Origin of the sequence: Archangium sp. Cb G35 (assembly GCF_001896145.1) — a bacterium.
Lineage (GTDB): Bacteria > Myxococcota > Myxococcia > Myxococcales > Myxococcaceae > Archangium > Archangium violaceum.
Genome location: NZ_MPOI01000024.1, coordinates 111,434 through 125,946, shown reverse-complemented (window position 1 = coordinate 125,946; position 14,513 = coordinate 111,434). Strand labels below are relative to the sequence as shown.

Here is a 14,513-nt window from a genome sequence, read left to right as displayed (position 1 = left end):
TGGGCGGGGTGGACCCCAAGCGCTACCTGCGAGAGGCCGCGCTGGCGGCCCTGCGCGGGGAAGCGATTCCCCTGCCCAACCAGCTCGCGCAGTCCGCTGCGGGCTGACTCGCCACGGCACTCATTCCCACCTGTCTTGAGCTGACCGGGCGCCGCGCTGGCTGTCGCACCGCGGTGAGCGCTCCCTCATGCCCCGCGCTCGTCGTCAAGCTCCTCGACCACGGGGCTCGGCGAGCATTTACCGAGTACCGCCAGCTGCACGCGGACATCTTCCACAGCTACCGAGAGGAGATGGTGGACTCGGTGAAGCTGGCGGGGGCCTTCACCCTGGAGCAGGTGGCCCTCTGTGTCATCGGTGGATTGGTGGGGAAGGGCCTGCATCTGGCCTTCGAGGCCATGGCGCCCACGGTGATGCGGGTGGTGGCCCGGGGCGGCGCCGCGGGGATGCGCTGGTTTCGCACGCAACTCGTCCGGGCGGGGCGTAAGGACCAGGAGCTGTTGCGGCGGCTCTTCGCGAAGGTGGAGACGGAGGGCTTCGACTCCCTCTCCGCCGCCGAGCGCAATGAGCTCACCGTGCTCCTGCGGCGCATGGAGCAGTCGCTTACTGTCAAATTGAAGGACAAGCCAAAAGATGCACTTCGTGCCAAGGCTCAACAGGACTTCTATGGCCTCTTCCATCCCGAACTGGCCGCAGTGCTGAAAGGCTCCCGGGGAGAACGATATGACATCCACCACCTCATTCCTCTGGAGTATGCCCACCTCTTCCCTGAGTTGGACATCAATGCCGCCGCCAACCTCAAGGCCTTGGGCAAGCCCGTTCATGAGGGCATCAACAAACTGTGGAATCTCTTCCGCATGGAGGTCGGCGACAGGGCCAGTCCAGAGCAGGTTCGACAGATGACATCCATCACCCGGCGACACTTCGAGAGCTGGTTCAACAAGGTCTACGAGCCGAGCCAGTCAGAGGCTCTGCTCCAACGGGCCATGACGGCGGCACTGGATGACGTCCGAGCCCTGGTCGCGAAGTGACAGAAAAGATACGCATGACGAACGACACTTCATTGCCTGGACTCGACCGACTGCTGACAACCTGTGAGAAGTATTCCGTCCAAGTCAATACTAGAAAGCCTTGGGGAGGAGCGTCGGCCGCGGGTACTCTCCTCTGGGGTCTGCCACTCGACCCGATTCTGGCCGCCTTCTATTCACGATTGGGCGGGCTTCATCTTGACTTCGATCTTTTCGTGGAGCCCTGTGACGAGCAGGTGAATGGCATCCTCATGGCGAATGAGGAGGTTCAGCCCTATTGGCCCGAGCCGTTCCGCTCCCTTGTCATCTTTGGATGCCGGGAGGCGTCAGCCTATCGCTATGCCACGGTTCCGAGTCTGGCGGATGCGCAAGGCTTGCAACCAGTCGTCAAGGTCGACCCCTACGAGGACTTCTACGCCCTTCCCATTGCCTCCAATGTGGACCGCTTCTTCGACACCTATGCTCGTTATCTGGAACTCGTCTACATGGACCCGGAAATCCGGGAGGATCGGGGGGCCTGGCCCGTCTTTCCCTGGGACGTGCCGGAACTCATCGCCACCGACCGGACGCTGATGAACATGCTGGTGGAAGGCCGCTTCGACTTCCTGATGTTCCGGGAGGGAGCCGATGCCCAACGGACCCACAAGGAAATCCGGGAGTGGATCGCCCAACTCCGGGCCGCGAGCCCGTGAGCTGTCCAGCAGCGCGCATCGACTTCACGGACTGGAGTGGCTTGCCCATGTGAGAAGCTCGTTGCTCCTCACTCCTCCGTCTCGATGGGGCGTCCTTCCGCCTGTTGCGCCTTCTCCATTTCCTCGAGCCTCTTCTTCTCTTCCTCCCAACCCTTCAGGATTGAAATGGGATGAAGCGTGTGGTGCGCTATCTTCCGGTGATGGATGGCGATGTACTGCTCACCCGCGATCTGGACGAATACCCAGATGGGATGCGCCGGTTGGTTCGCCCACCACGCCTCTGCCTCCGCGCGAGTGGCGAATACCGCTGCTGGAGGCGGAAGCCCTCGTAACGTGATGGCCTCGATGAATCGCTCCAGGGTGTACTGTCGCTCGAAGCCGCGCACGGCCCTGTCACGAAAGTAGAAGACCTCGAGGTAATCGTCCCCCACGAGGACATAGGCACTGCTTGGCGGCTCGGCGAGATTGTTCAGCCACGCCTCTGCTTCTTGACGTGTGTCGAAGCGAGCGATGACAGGCGGCGGATTCCCATAGAACGTCTTGAGATAATCGTAGAACTCGTCCTGCTGGCCGGTTGAACGAATGAAATCGAGTTGGTCGATGGCGATTTGAACGAGGTGTTGATCGCCGGGGGACTGCTGGGAAGCGCGAATCCGCGAGAGAATCTCCCGGGCCTGGGTGATGCGCTCGCTGTACTCACCACTCCACGCGGACGCTTCGGCGGGGTGACGATCAGCGGCGGCGCGCCCGAGGTAATCCTCGAAGCGATACACCTGACCCGTGCGCCAGATGTAGAAGTTCGCTTCTTGAATCAAGCGATACAGCCCCTCGTCTTCACGAGCCCGTGTCGCTCGCCAAAGCTTTGCAAGCAATATCCCGGCATTCGAGAGCAGTTCGAAGATCGTCACGGTTTCACCGCTAACATTCGAGACGTGGGTAGCGGGCTTGACGAAGCCATGGCCACGAGGGGCAGGAGTGCGAGCCCACTACCTCCAGAGCCCACGAAGACGGCGACGAAAGCAACACCCGCGATGACCACGACAGTCCCCACAAGGATGGTGTTGCGGTTCTCCTTGACCCAGTCCAACGCGGGCGCGATGGCTTCGAACTTCACGGGTTCGGGCTCCACGTCGTGCAGGCAGTTCGCGAGTTGCTTCATACAAGCCCCGTCACAATACGCATACTTGCCGGTGCGCCAAGGCCCATGGACACGGGAGTCGTATACGTACTTGCTGACCTGACGTATTCGCGTGCTTGCTTGACACTCGGGGACGCAGACTTCATACGCCTGCTGGCACTCTTCCGCCGTGAACGAGGCGTTGACGACTTGTCCGTAGAACCCGTTGGCGTGGACCTGGCTTTGGTACGTGTTCAGTTCGAACTCTGCTACCGGCCGCCAGCTGTGGGTGACCCGTCCATCCGGTTGTTGCGTGATGAGGAGGACGTATCTGGCCAGGTCATCGGGACCTGTGGGACCTGTGGCCGACGCGCGTGTCGTGCCGCAGGCTACGAGCAGCAGGGCGAGGCTCACCGCAATGGCTCGGTAGGTGATGGATGCCGCTTTCATGTAGGGGGCCATCCCGCAGCGGGTGCTGAGGTGAACCCGGCCTGGATCGCACACTTACGGGCCGCGGGCACGTGGAAAAAAGGCCGCCCCGCAACCGCGAAAATTCCTTCCGGTACTCCTTGATGGAAGGGGAGGGCGGCGCCAATCCACAGGGGCACTGGAGCCCCGGGCGGCCGCGCTCCCCGAGGGAGACGTGTCATGGATCCGACCTCGCTGGCGACCCCCGTACCTGAGTCCAGCCACTTCATGGTGGTGGCGTACCTGCTCTACCTTCTGGTGAGCATCGGTCTGACGGTGTGGGTGGCGAAGACGCTGCAACGCAACGGAGCGCACTTCCTGCACGACGCCTTCCTGGGCAAGGAGCGTCTGGCGGAATCGGTGAACCACCTGCTGGTGGTGGGCTTCTACCTGATGAACATCGGCTACGTGGCCCTGTCGCTCAAGGAGCACCGGACCATCTGGACGGTGCAGGAAATCATCGAACTGGTCTGCACCAAGGTCGGCTGGGTGATGGTGGTGCTCGGCGCCATGCACTTCTTCAATCTGTATGTCTTCAACCGCATCCGCCGCTCGAGCCAGGTGCGTCATCAGCCGCCGCCCGTGCTGCCGCGGGAGTACACCCGCGTGTCGCCGTCGCAGCAGACCCCCGTGGCCGAGGGCGTGTGAGCAACGCCATGCGTGCCCTCAGCGTGCTGTACGACGAGACGTGTGGCTTCTGCGTGAGCTGTGCCCGGTGGCTGGGAGCGCAGCGCACGCTGGTGGAGCTCGAGTGTCTCCCGGCGGGAAGTGAGGCGGCCGCGAAGCGCTTTCCCGAGCTGCGCCGCTCGGCCACCAAGGAGGAACTGGTGGTGGTGGACGACGAGGGAGGCGTCTACCGGGACACCCACGCATGGTTGATGGTGCTGTGGGCGCTGGAGGATTACCGGGCCTGGGCGCAGCGCCTGTCCCGGCCCACGTTGATGCCGCTCGCGCGCAACGCCTTCGAGCTGCTCTCCAGCAACCGCCGCAAGCTGTCCGGCTGGCTGCACCTGGAGGACGATGCGGTGCGGCGGCATCTGGAGCGAGAGGCCGGGCCTCCCGGTGCCGCGAAGTGCGCCCCGGGCGACGCGGCCTGCCGTCTGCCGCGCATGGTGCGATGTGAATGGTGTGGCCGGCCCATGGCGGAGGGGCGTACCGCTTGCCCCCACTGCCTGGCGGACGTGGTGGGCGGGCTGGAGCCGGGCTGAACGTCAGTCGGAGAGCCGGGAGAGGTCCGCGGCCGTGTCCACGTCTTCACTCCCTCCTGGCAGGGGCACCTCCACCACGCGCGAGGGCTCCCGGACGATGACCTTGCGCGCCCCCTGGTCGGCCTCGAGTGCCTCCAGTTCGGGACGCAGCGCGCGGGAGAACAGGGCGGGCACACCCCGTGCTCCGTCGTAACCCGAGGCCACGATGGGCGAGCGCGTCCGCGCGAAGGTATCCACCAGCGCCCTCACGTGCGCGGAGCCGACCCGGAGTTGGTCGCACAGCAGCACCAGCACCGCCTCCACCTCGGGCAGGGCCCTCACGCCCACCCGCAGGGAGCGGCCCATGCCCTCCCGCCACTCCGGGTTGTCCACCGTTCGCACCGGCAGGCCCGCGAGCTCCTCGGCCACGGCCTCGCCATGCGCGCCCACCACCACCACCACCGGCTCACAGCCAGCGGCCACGGCGGTCTCGGCCGCTCGCCGCACCAGCGTCCGTCCCTCATGCACCAGCAACTGTTTGGGGCGCCCCAGCCGCGAGGAACCTCCCGCGGCCAGCACCACCGCGCCCACCTTCACGCGAGTCTCCGCGCCGCCGGTGACGGGGCCTCCGCGTGGATGGGGGCCTGACGCTCGCGGAGCTTGCCGCCCTCGCGCCGCGCCAGCACGGCCCTCAGCTCGGCCACGATGGAGAGCGCGACCTCCTCGGCGCCCTCGGCTCCCACGTCCAATCCGATGGGCGCGTGCAGCTTCTCCAGCTGCGCGGGAGCCGGGGCGGAGGACAGCTCTCCCAGCACCCGGTCCGTGCGCGAGCGTGGCCCCAGCACGCCCAGGTACCGCAAGGGCTGCGGCACCAGCCGGGCGAGCAGCTCGCGATCCTGCGGCAGGCTGTGCGTCATCACCACCGCGAGCGTGCGCGGGGAGAGCGGCACCGTGTCGAGGATGTCCTTGGCCTTCGTCGCCACCACGGCATGGGCCCGGGGAAAGCGCTGCCGCAGCAGCTCCGCGGGCTTGTCCGCCACCACCGTGACGTGCCAGCCGAGGCTCGCGGCCTGCACCACCACGGGCGCCACGTCGAAGCCGCCGCCGAACAGCACCACCGGGGGTGGAGGCTCCACCACCTCCACCAGCACGTCCGCGCCGCCGCACGGGCCACTCCAGGTGCGCCCCGTCTCGAGCGCCTCTCCGGCCGCGGTGCGCACCGCGTCCCGCAGCGGCCCGGACAGGTTGCTGGCCTCCTCGCCGTCCTCGCGCAGCAGCAGCCGCGCCCCCACCTCACCACCCCGGTACACCGTGGCGATCACCACGCGCTGAGCACGCTTCCGGGCCTCCTCGGCGAAGGCGAGCGCATCCACCGGTCCGGGCTCGCAGCGCTCCAGCAGGATGTCCACCACGCCGTTGCACCCGAGCGCGAACGTCAGGCCGTCCTCGTCCTCGGGGCTGTCCACGGTGGAGTCGTAGCGCAGCACGTGCGGGCCGCCCGACGTCCAGAAGAAGGCCTTGCGGACCACGTCCCGCTCGAGGCAGCCGCCGCTCACGCCACCGGCGAGCCGGCCCTCCTCGGCCATCAGCATGCGCGCGCCGGGCCTCCGGTACGCCGAGCCAGACACGGCCACCACGGTCGCCAGCACGAGCGGCCCCCGCGCGCGGGCCCGGGCACGCAGGATCTCCTCCAGCTCCTTCACGGTGTGTCTTCTCCCACCGCTCCCGAAGCCGCGGGAGCGAAGGCAGGCACTCTACCACCCGGGCTCTCGACGCGGAGACGCATCTCCCGCGGAAAGCAGACTGGCGGACAAGGCCTTGGACTTCCGCGCGGGGCGGGGAGCCCGGAAGGGCCCCCCGTGTCCCGCTGGAGGCCCCGGAGCCTCACACCGCGCCCGGGACCTCCTTCACGTCACTACCGGACCTGGATGGCGTCCGCGACGACCACGAAGCCCTCGGCGGCCCAGCGGCTGAGCTGCACCTTGTTCCAGCCGGCCTGGAAGCTCCAGGTGCCGAGCGTGTTCCACGCGCCGCCGCCCGTCTGCTGGTTCTTGTACACCGTGGCCAGCGTGGTGCCGCTGGTGTTCTTGATGATGTAGGGCGCCGCCGCCGAGCGGTTGGTGCCCGACGTCCACCGTGCGTCGATCGTCTTGGTGGCCGCGGCCGGCAGGTAGAACCAGAACGTCGCCGGCTCGGAGACCGCCGCCGTCGAGGCGTACAGGTAGTTGGAGCCGTAGTAGCCCGCCGTGCCCGTCGTGGCCGCCCAGGAGCCCGTCAGCTCGATGTAGCCCTTGGCCGTGTCGTTGGCGGCGTTGTTGTTGTCGATGATCAGGCCCGTCGGCGGGGGCGTGGTGCCGCCATCACCGCAGTACGACTTCACCTTGCTGATGTACGTGGACCACGGCCAGTTGGGGCCCGGGTCCGTGCGGTTGTACGGCTGCAGCCGGCCGTGCGCCACGATGTGGTAGCTGTCGCGCACCACGGTGCGGTCGCGCGAGATGTCGCACGAGAGCTTCGCCGAGGCGTCGATCTGCCCCGTGGGGAAGGACGTCTGGCTGGCGTAGCCGCCGTGCTCGATGCCCACCGAGAAGTTGTTCACCGACGAGCCGTTGAGGCCGCACATCACGCTGCCGTTGAGGCTGCAGCTGTAGCTGGCCGCCACGTGCCAGGCGCGGTTCGTCTCGGACACCAGCTGGGTGATCTCCGAGCCGCTCTCGTTCACCACGTAGTGCGCGCTGGCCCCGGCGGACGAGTTGGCCAGCCAGCTCCAGCAGCCCGAGTAGCCACCCTCACAGGTGTGGATGACGATCATCGAGATGTCCGTGCCCGACGGACGCGCGTTGTAGTTGGGCGATGCCCGCCAGATGGCCGGGGAGTAGTCCGCGCTCATCGAGCGCACCATGTCCGACGAGGGGAACTTCGCCTGCGCCTTGGTGGGCACCAGCGACACGGCCAGCTCGCCCGCGGGCGTCTGGGCCACCGCGCCCTTGCGCAGGATGTCGTACACGCCCTGGTGGATGTACTGGGCCTGCGCCTCGGTGTTCTCGATGCCGCTGAGCTTCGCGGCGGCCGGGGCCCACGCGCCCACGTCCGTGCGCTCCACCTTCAGCTCGTCCGCGTACGCGGAGAGCAGCGCCGCGGCGGCCCGGATGTTGGCCTCGGGCTGCGTGCGCACCGCCTCCTCGGACACGCCAGCCAGGCGCGCGCCCTCGGAGATCTTCTCGCCGCGCAGCGCCATCAGGCCGTGCGCCGCGGGCATGCCCTGGAACTCCACCTCGCCCTGCACCATCTCCCACCGGGTCTCGGTGTAGGAGATGGCCTTGAGCAGGTCCGCCGGAACGCCGAATTCCGCGCCCGCCTTCGCGAAGGCGGCGTCCAGCTGGTACGGGGTGCGCTCGGCCTCGGGACGAACGTCCTCGGCCACGGCGGGGGTCTGGGTGGAGGGCTCCTGCTCCTGGGGACCACAGGCCGCCAGGGCGAGCGCGGCTGCCAGGGTGGCCAACGGCTTGGAAAGGGTCTTCATGCACACTCCTTGGGGGGAACAACGGGGGTGAGAAACGGCGCCACCCCCTACCCGGGGGGGCCGCGGGTGGGAGGATGCATATTCTTGGGCTTCATAGGAAGACCATTTTTTCATGAAAAATTAGATTTCGAGATCTATCGGTGACTACTCGAAGAAGGACAGCTCGCTGAGGTGCTCGATGAAGAAGGGGCGATCCTCGCTGATGGGAGTCCCGGCGGCGCGCAGGCGCACGTGGCTCAACGCGGTGGGGTGGCTCAGCGTGGCCTCGTAGAACGGGTACACGTTGAACTCGCTCCCCAGCAGGTTGGCCAGTGCCACCCAGGTGGTGCCATCGGTGCTGCCCTCGAGGACCAGTTCCTTCGTCGTCGCCCCGAAGGACATGTCGAGATTGCGCACCACGGCCTTGCGCAGCACCTTGGGCTGCGGCAGCTGGAGGGCCACCTCGAGCGTGCCCGCCGGGAAGGTCACCGTCGAGGCGAGGTCGCCATCCGTCAGCGGGCAGGTGGCGGGCGCCTCGGGGTAGGTGCAGTTCGCGCCACGGCTGAACGGGACGCGGGCGCGCTTGGGCAGGGCCACGTCGCTGCCATTGTGGTAGAGGCTGAATCTGGTCTTGTCGATCTCGGCCTCGCGCTGGATGGAGACCGAGGCCTTGAGGTCCGCGGCGTCCTCGAGCAGGTCGTCATTGAGGGGCGCTGGCGAGCTCACATTCCGGCTCACCCAGATGGAGCTGGAGGACCTGGTCACCGTGAGGGTATGCGTGCCGCTGTTGCCCGCCTGCGAGGCGGTGAGGCCCTCATAGGACACGCTCACACCATCGGCACCGGCTGCCGCCGAGGGCTTGCCCGTCCACTGTTGCAGGAGCGGGAGCTGCACCGTGTCCGTCTGGATGATGAAGCTGGCGTACCCGTGGTTTCCCCCCGTCCCGGTCCCCGGAACCCGCAGCTCGAAGCAGCGCGCCAGACCGTTGGCCTGGGTGTCCGCGCCCAGCAGCTCCTCGCTGAAGGTGCCATCGGTCTTCGTCTTCATCGACTTCCAGTCCAGGCCGCCGAAGAGACTGAAGAGACAGCTCGAGTTCGCGCTGCGATTCATCTTCAGGAGCGTGTCCGCCAGGGGCTGGCCGTCCTCCTTGAGCACCTTGCCGCTGAGCTGGATCTCCAGCTCGGGGTCCACCTGGCTATTGGTACAGCCGGAAGCCGCCACCAGCGCCGCGCACGACACCTTCATCCACCGATTCATCGACATGTCACTCCCCCAGCTCCGGCGAAAGGGCCGGAGCGCTCTGGGCGGATGTTGTCAGAAGATGGACGGGATGGATCTTCTCGGAGAGTGAAGTCCGGCACCTTCGAAAAGGAGCACTCACGCTGGACGGTGTGCCGCCCGTCAGGCGATTGCATGCCGTTCATTTCTCCCGCATCGTCCCCCCCAACATGGCCGTGTCCCCTCGTGCCACGGTAGCCGAGCGCTCGTGGGAGTCCCTGCGCTCGGGTACCTCGGACTTCCTCTCCGTGCTCGATGCGCACCTGGGCGTGCGCATCCCCGGTTTCCTTCCGCCCGCCGAGTGCGCCGCGCTCGCACGCCGTGTGTACGCGGGCAGGCCCTTCTGGATCTCCGACTTCGATGGCGTGCAGTTCTCCCTGGGGCGAGCCTGGTACACGCACCTCGAGCAGGATCGCGAGGACGAGTACTTCGCCAACGCCCGCACCTCGGACGCGGTGGTGGAGCGGATGCTGCCGGGCCTGCAGGGCCGGCTATGCGAGGCCATCTCGACGCTGGTGGGGGCGCCCGCCGTCAAGCGCGAGGGCTGGTGCGGCCCCGGCGTCCACATCTTCCCGGCCGGAGAGTGGCTGTCTCACAACGGGGGAGACGTCCACTACGACAACGAGGGTCTCTCCGACGAGCAGTGTGCCCGCCACTCGCGGGCCCTGACGCTCGTGCTCATGCTCCAGCCACCGGAGTCGGGTGGGGCGCTGCGCCTGTGGGACGTCACCTTCGCGGGCACCGACGACGTCTCCGAGCGCGAGCTCCAGTCCCCGCGCGCCGATGTGGACTACCGGGTGGGGGAGTTGCTCGTGCTCGACAGCTACCGGCTGCATCAGATCCAACCCTTCGCCGGCACGCGAGATCGCATCTCGGCCACGGCGCACGCGGCGTTAGATGAATCGGGCTCGCGCTGGGAGGTCTGGTTCTAGACCCGCGCGCCGTCAGGTGAGCTTGCGCAGGTAGTGGAAGTTCTGGCTCGAAAGGTCGCCCTTCGTGAGGCCGCAGGCGGGGTCATCTCCCGGCAGCAGGTACACGACGTCGGACTTCACGTGCAGGAAGTTGAGCAGCCGGGGCCCCTTGAGCAGATGGTTGAAGGTGCCCTTCTTCCAGAGCTTCGCCTCGGCGATGTCGCAGTGCTGGCCGAGCCGATGGTCGCTCGTGCTGCCGTTCTGCAGCAGCAGCGCCAGGGTGCACGCGAGGTAGCGCGGCTTCCCATCCTCGGGGGCCGGCTCGGTCCGGGCCTCCTTGCCCTGAAGCCCGTCCACCCAGTCCTGGAAGTCCTTCGGCGCACGATTCGAGTCGTCCCAGTAGTCCCACACGCCCATCTCGAAGCGGTCGGACTGCCGGCGCAGCGTGGCGCAGATGCGGCCGTAGAAGTCGTGCATCCGCGCGTAGTTGCTCCGCTCGGGGGCGGAGCGGATGATCTTGTGCAGCTCCTGGTACGTGGAGTCGTCCGGACCCTGGAGCTCCAGCACCACCTGCATGGAGAAGACGGAGTAGTTCATGTGCCGCTCCTGTCACCCGCCCGAGGAGGAGTAGCTCGAGGAGCGGCTCCACGAGCTGCGTGAGGAGAACGCCGGGCCGAGGATGGCGCGGCTGTTGCTCGATGTCCGCATGGCCACCTTGCCGAAGCCAGAGGGGAAGGGACGGAAGGCACCGGTCGCTCCACGGGGAATGGCGGAGAACATCGTGGTCCGCCGCTGCGGCTCGTAGGCGTACCCCTTCGAGACATTCGGGGGCACCTGGGGCACGTTCTTCGCCGAGAGGATTCCGGAGGAGGGGAGCCCGTGGACGAGGCCGGTGCTCGTGTGGGTGCGGCCCCAGGGATAGATGAACCAGAAGGAATCGTGCGCCATCCGCGAGCCGCCGTAGTACCAGTGGGAAGGCCTCGGCGGGGTGCTCGCTGTGGCCACGGCGGAGGTCCCCGCGTCGGTGCCCGCATCGGGCCGGGAAGGGGTGGTGCTCGCGGTGGCCATCGCGGACGAGCCCGCGTCCGCCGGAGTGCCACCGTCGGGAGTGCCCGTCATGCCCGGGCCCGTGGCCACCGCGGGCGTGGTCGTGTCGGGCTGGAAGTCCTTGGCCGCCACCAGCTTCACGTCCAGGCCCGAGGTGCGCCAGATCACGAAGTCCTCGTTGAGATCGTCCAGCTCCTGCGTCTGCCCCTGCCCGCCGGGGGCGACGTACAGCACGTGCTGGATGCCCAGCTTGCGCAGCTGCTCGGCGGAGGGCATTCGCGCCATGTAGCGGTTGTCGAACTCCCGCTCCTGGTCGTTGTAGGACGCCAGCCGCTGACGATCGAGCACGAACACCGGAGGCGCGGGGAGCGTGCGCCTGCTCGCGAGTTCCCGGAGCGTGGGCTGGTAGTACGTCGCCGCGGCCAGTGTGAGGTGCGCGGGGACCACGCCCACCGGGTGCGGCCAGTTGTCGAAGGTGAAGACGGGCTCGAAGCGCTCGGCCAGGGCCGTGGCGAAGGCGATGGATTCGGGGCCGGGCAGGTCCACCAGCACGGCCGTGGCGCGCGCCGCCTCCGGCTGCTCCGCGAAGAGCGCGGCCAGTGCCTGGCCCTGCTTGAACGCCGTGTTCATCTCGGGCGTGAAGATGGGGCGCAGCGTGAGGGCCAGGGAGCCGGCGGAACTGGACGCCACCGACTGGAAGAGCGTGGCCTGGGAGAAGGGTTTGAGCGCGTCCTGCTTCGGCGTCAGCTCGGTGGCGAGTGTGTTGAGATCCTGGGGCTTGAGGGGAACCTTGGTCTGGCCCGTGAAGGTGAGGCTGTCGTCCGTGGCGCCGAAGTTCCACCCGCGCTCGCGCTGCATCTGCAGGGCGTCGTGGAGCTCCAGGTACTCGTCCTCGCCCGAGGTGGAGGCCAGCGCGAAGCCTCCCACGGCCACCGCGCCGCCGAACACCGCGAGCGCCTGGAGGGCCTTGCGCCGGGAGACGGGGTCGCTCATCGCCGAGAGGCCCTCGTTCCACCACTGCGCGCCGATGAGGCCCGGTTGCCGGGTCATCACCTTGCGGCGGAAGGGGTTCTGGTCGTTCTCGCTGCTCATCGTCGCTTCATCCTTCCCTTCACGGAGTGACCAGCACCGGAGTGCTCAGCGCGCGCGTGTCGGTGGCGCCCTGCTGCACGCGGGTGTAGAGGCCGGCCGCCTCGCCCGCGATCACATAGACGCCGTGGTTGATCGTCTCTCCGCCCGCGGTCTCCTCGGCGGCGAAGTAACGCTGGGCCACCCAGCGGCCGGGCACCGCGTGCACCAGCGCCGCGTTCCACTCCTCTTTCGGCGTGAAGCGGCCCACCAGCACCTCGTCTCCCTCGGCGCCGTAGTCGGACTTGAGCACCCACGCCTCCCGATCCCTCGCCAGCTCCTCGATGGGCAACGTCTCCATCCGCACCGTGTAGGGGATGTGGGCGCGGATGGTGGCCCGTGCGCGCGGGGAGAAGCAGTCGTGCCGCTCCCACATGAAGGCCAGGGTCCGCTTGTTCTGCGTGAGCACGGCGCCGAAGGGATTCACCACCACGCACCGGCCCTCCAGGCACGCCTGGAGCACCACGGAGAGCGGGCCGGCCAGCGGCACCATGTCCTCGAAGGGCTCCTCGTCGTCCCAGACGGGGAGGCGCTCGCCCCACCAGTCCGTCTTGTAGTGGCGCAGCAGCACGTCACACGGCTCGCCGAAGAGGCGCACCCGCCCGTCCGGGCCCTGAGTGAGGTTGAAGGGCGAACCCAGGTGCACCTTCCACCCGCGCGCCTCGAACCACTGGCGGTAGAGCCGCACCAGCCCCAGGTCCTCGGGCATCTCCGTGGGGTAGAGGATGCCCACCGAGAGCTGCTCGGGCATGGGCACCAGCAGCCGGGCCGCCAGCGACTCCACCATGGAGCACATGCGCTCGCCCAACTGCGTGTTGGGGTCCACCGTGCCCGGCCACGCGGGCTGCACCAGCGGGTTGAGCAGCACGGCCTCGACCTCGCCGGTGGGCGTGTCGCTGTTGAGCTCGCACACCGCGAGCTGCCCCTCCCTGGTGAGGAATACGTCCGCGCGGGCGAAGCCGTGCCAGAAGGGCTGCGAGGCCTGCCACATGAGCTTCTGGCCGGGCGTGAGGCCGAAGAAGCCGTCCAGCAGCTCCGGCGAGGCGGCGCACGCCAGCACCAGCTCGTGGTAGGCGGCGGCCACGTTCTCGGCGGCCTGGAAGAGCGCGGCCTGTCGCTCGCGGGAAATGAGCAGGGGCTCGGCGCGGAAGCGGGGCGCGCCCTCCAGCCACGGGTCCGTGACGAGACCCGTGCGCACCAGGTGCTCGGCGAGCGCCTCGTAGGTGAGAGGCGGCGTGCTCATGACAACCGGGTCACCAGGAAGGCGGCGGCGAGGTACGAGACGGCCTCGAGCACGCCCATGCCCAGGTTGCGCTCGGCGGCGATGCCTTGATCCAACCGGCCGCCGCGCAGGGTGAAGCGCGCGCCCAGCAGCAGCGTCTGCACGAAGAGCTGGCGCACCGGGTAGAGCGCCAGGGCGAACACGAGCGCCAGCGCGTAGCCGCGCAGCGAGGCAGCCCAGCCCTCGAAGGTGCCCTCCACCGCATGGCCGATGATGAGGGAGAGCGCCACGGTGATGCCCGCGTAGCTGAGGGCCGCGGCGAGGTTCTCCCCGAGGATCTCCTCGGCGTCGTCGTAGGCGGTGAGGGTGCGGAAGAGCATCACGAACAGGTGCAGGGTGAGCTGGGCGATGACGACGAAGACGAGCACCACGCCCAGCGTGCCCAGGTCCGTGCCGGACACGGAGCGGGACAGGAGGATGCCCGTGGCGAGGTAGTGCGAGCCGGCGGCCAGTCCGGCGGCGATGTTGCCGCGCTCGACTTCCGCCGCCAGCCGCGCGCGCAGCAGCACCCGCACGCCCAGGTGTCCGAAAACCTCCAGCAGCACCAGCGCCACCAGTCCATAGGCGGACACCCACAGCACGTCATGGCTCAGGCTCTCGCCCTGCACGCACCCGGCGACCACCGAGCCGGAGATGAGGAAGAGGCCGAGCACCTGGCCCACCTGGACGAGCGCATGGGCCATGTGGCCCTCTTCCATGTCCGAGCGGACGGTGTGTGCGGGGGACAACAGCCGCTGTCCGGCGCGCAGGAGGAGCAGGAGCACGACGGTGGTGATCGCGCCAAAGGCGGGCAGGTAGAGGGGGCGGAGCTCCATGGGGACCGCGATGCTACACCGGACACCCTGGTAAGCGCCTGGAATCACTCGGCGCGGTTGT

General features: G+C 68.0%; 15 protein-coding genes. 5 read left to right on the top strand and 10 right to left on the bottom strand.

The window, feature by feature from the left end; translation table 11 throughout:
* Positions 1-173: 173 nt before the first annotated feature.
* Together BO221_RS49895 and BO221_RS49890 are read left to right on the top strand one after the other, a co-directional pair.
* Positions 174-1,028, top strand: a complete 855-nt coding sequence (locus tag BO221_RS49895; RefSeq protein ID WP_073568003.1) for a hypothetical protein — start codon at positions 174-176, stop codon at positions 1,026-1,028.
* Between the two features lie 14 nt (positions 1,029-1,042).
* Positions 1,043-1,717 carry a hypothetical protein gene (locus BO221_RS49890; RefSeq protein WP_143196154.1) on the top strand — a complete coding sequence of 225 codons (675 nt, stop codon included), beginning with the start codon at positions 1,043-1,045 and terminating at the stop codon, positions 1,715-1,717.
* A 68-nt stretch (positions 1,718-1,785) separates the two neighbouring features.
* On the opposite strand, the gene BO221_RS49885 is transcribed toward BO221_RS49890, so the two are convergent.
* Positions 1,786-2,625, bottom strand: coding sequence for a hypothetical protein (locus BO221_RS49885; protein ID WP_073568001.1), 840 nt, complete (start codon positions 2,623-2,625; stop codon positions 1,786-1,788).
* The gene (locus BO221_RS56910) at positions 2,622-3,284 is read right to left on the bottom strand and encodes a hypothetical protein (protein WP_233166620.1); all 663 of its coding nucleotides are present in this window, start codon (positions 3,282-3,284) and stop codon (positions 2,622-2,624) included. The genes BO221_RS49885 and BO221_RS56910 overlap by 4 nt, the downstream gene beginning before the upstream one ends.
* Positions 3,285-3,482: 198 nt before the next feature.
* Between BO221_RS56910 and BO221_RS49875 the strand changes: the two genes are divergently transcribed.
* The gene (locus BO221_RS49875; RefSeq protein WP_198956341.1) at positions 3,483-3,950 is read left to right on the top strand and encodes a hypothetical protein; all 468 of its coding nucleotides are present in this window, start codon (positions 3,483-3,485) and stop codon (positions 3,948-3,950) included.
* An 8-nt stretch (positions 3,951-3,958) separates the two neighbouring features.
* Complete coding sequence (locus BO221_RS49870) at positions 3,959-4,510, top strand: thiol-disulfide oxidoreductase DCC family protein (protein ID WP_143196153.1); 552 nt, start codon at positions 3,959-3,961, stop codon at positions 4,508-4,510.
* A 3-nt stretch (positions 4,511-4,513) separates the two neighbouring features.
* Here the strand turns inward: BO221_RS49870 and BO221_RS49865 are convergent, their stop codons facing one another.
* From BO221_RS49865 to BO221_RS49850, 4 genes are all read right to left on the bottom strand, one after another.
* On the bottom strand, positions 4,514-5,086 hold the full coding sequence (locus BO221_RS49865) for an NTP transferase domain-containing protein (RefSeq protein WP_073567999.1): 573 nt from the start codon (positions 5,084-5,086) through the stop codon (positions 4,514-4,516).
* Positions 5,083-6,192, bottom strand: a complete 1,110-nt coding sequence (locus BO221_RS49860; RefSeq protein WP_073567998.1) for an XdhC family protein — start codon at positions 6,190-6,192, stop codon at positions 5,083-5,085. The genes BO221_RS49865 and BO221_RS49860 overlap by 4 nt, the downstream gene beginning before the upstream one ends.
* A 212-nt stretch (positions 6,193-6,404) precedes the next feature.
* Positions 6,405-8,012, bottom strand: a complete 1,608-nt coding sequence (locus BO221_RS49855; protein ID WP_073567997.1) for an N-acetylmuramoyl-L-alanine amidase — start codon at positions 8,010-8,012, stop codon at positions 6,405-6,407.
* 144 nt (positions 8,013-8,156) lie between these two features.
* On the bottom strand, positions 8,157-9,254 hold the full coding sequence (locus BO221_RS49850) for a hypothetical protein (RefSeq protein WP_143196152.1): 1,098 nt from the start codon (positions 9,252-9,254) through the stop codon (positions 8,157-8,159).
* 185 nt (positions 9,255-9,439) lie between these two features.
* Between BO221_RS49850 and BO221_RS49845 the strand changes: the two genes are divergently transcribed.
* Positions 9,440-10,201 carry a 2OG-Fe(II) oxygenase gene (locus BO221_RS49845; RefSeq protein ID WP_143196151.1) on the top strand — a complete coding sequence of 254 codons (762 nt, stop codon included), beginning with the start codon at positions 9,440-9,442 and terminating at the stop codon, positions 10,199-10,201.
* 12 nt (positions 10,202-10,213) lie between these two features.
* Here the strand turns inward: BO221_RS49845 and BO221_RS49840 are convergent, their stop codons facing one another.
* The 4 genes from BO221_RS49840 to BO221_RS49825 are packed head-to-tail and all read right to left on the bottom strand — an operon-like array spanning position 10,214 to position 14,452.
* Positions 10,214-10,777, bottom strand: a complete 564-nt coding sequence (locus BO221_RS49840) for a hypothetical protein (protein ID WP_073567995.1) — start codon at positions 10,775-10,777, stop codon at positions 10,214-10,216.
* Between the two features lie 12 nt (positions 10,778-10,789).
* Complete coding sequence (locus BO221_RS49835) at positions 10,790-12,319, bottom strand: hypothetical protein (protein ID WP_073567994.1); 1,530 nt, start codon at positions 12,317-12,319, stop codon at positions 10,790-10,792.
* Positions 12,320-12,338: 19 nt separating this feature from the next.
* Complete coding sequence (locus tag BO221_RS49830; protein WP_073567993.1) at positions 12,339-13,598, bottom strand: glutathionylspermidine synthase family protein; 1,260 nt, start codon at positions 13,596-13,598, stop codon at positions 12,339-12,341.
* Positions 13,595-14,452, bottom strand: coding sequence for a DUF350 domain-containing protein (locus BO221_RS49825; RefSeq protein ID WP_073567992.1), 858 nt, complete (start codon positions 14,450-14,452; stop codon positions 13,595-13,597). The genes BO221_RS49830 and BO221_RS49825 overlap by 4 nt, the downstream gene beginning before the upstream one ends.
* Between the last annotated feature and the right edge of the window lie 61 nt (positions 14,453-14,513).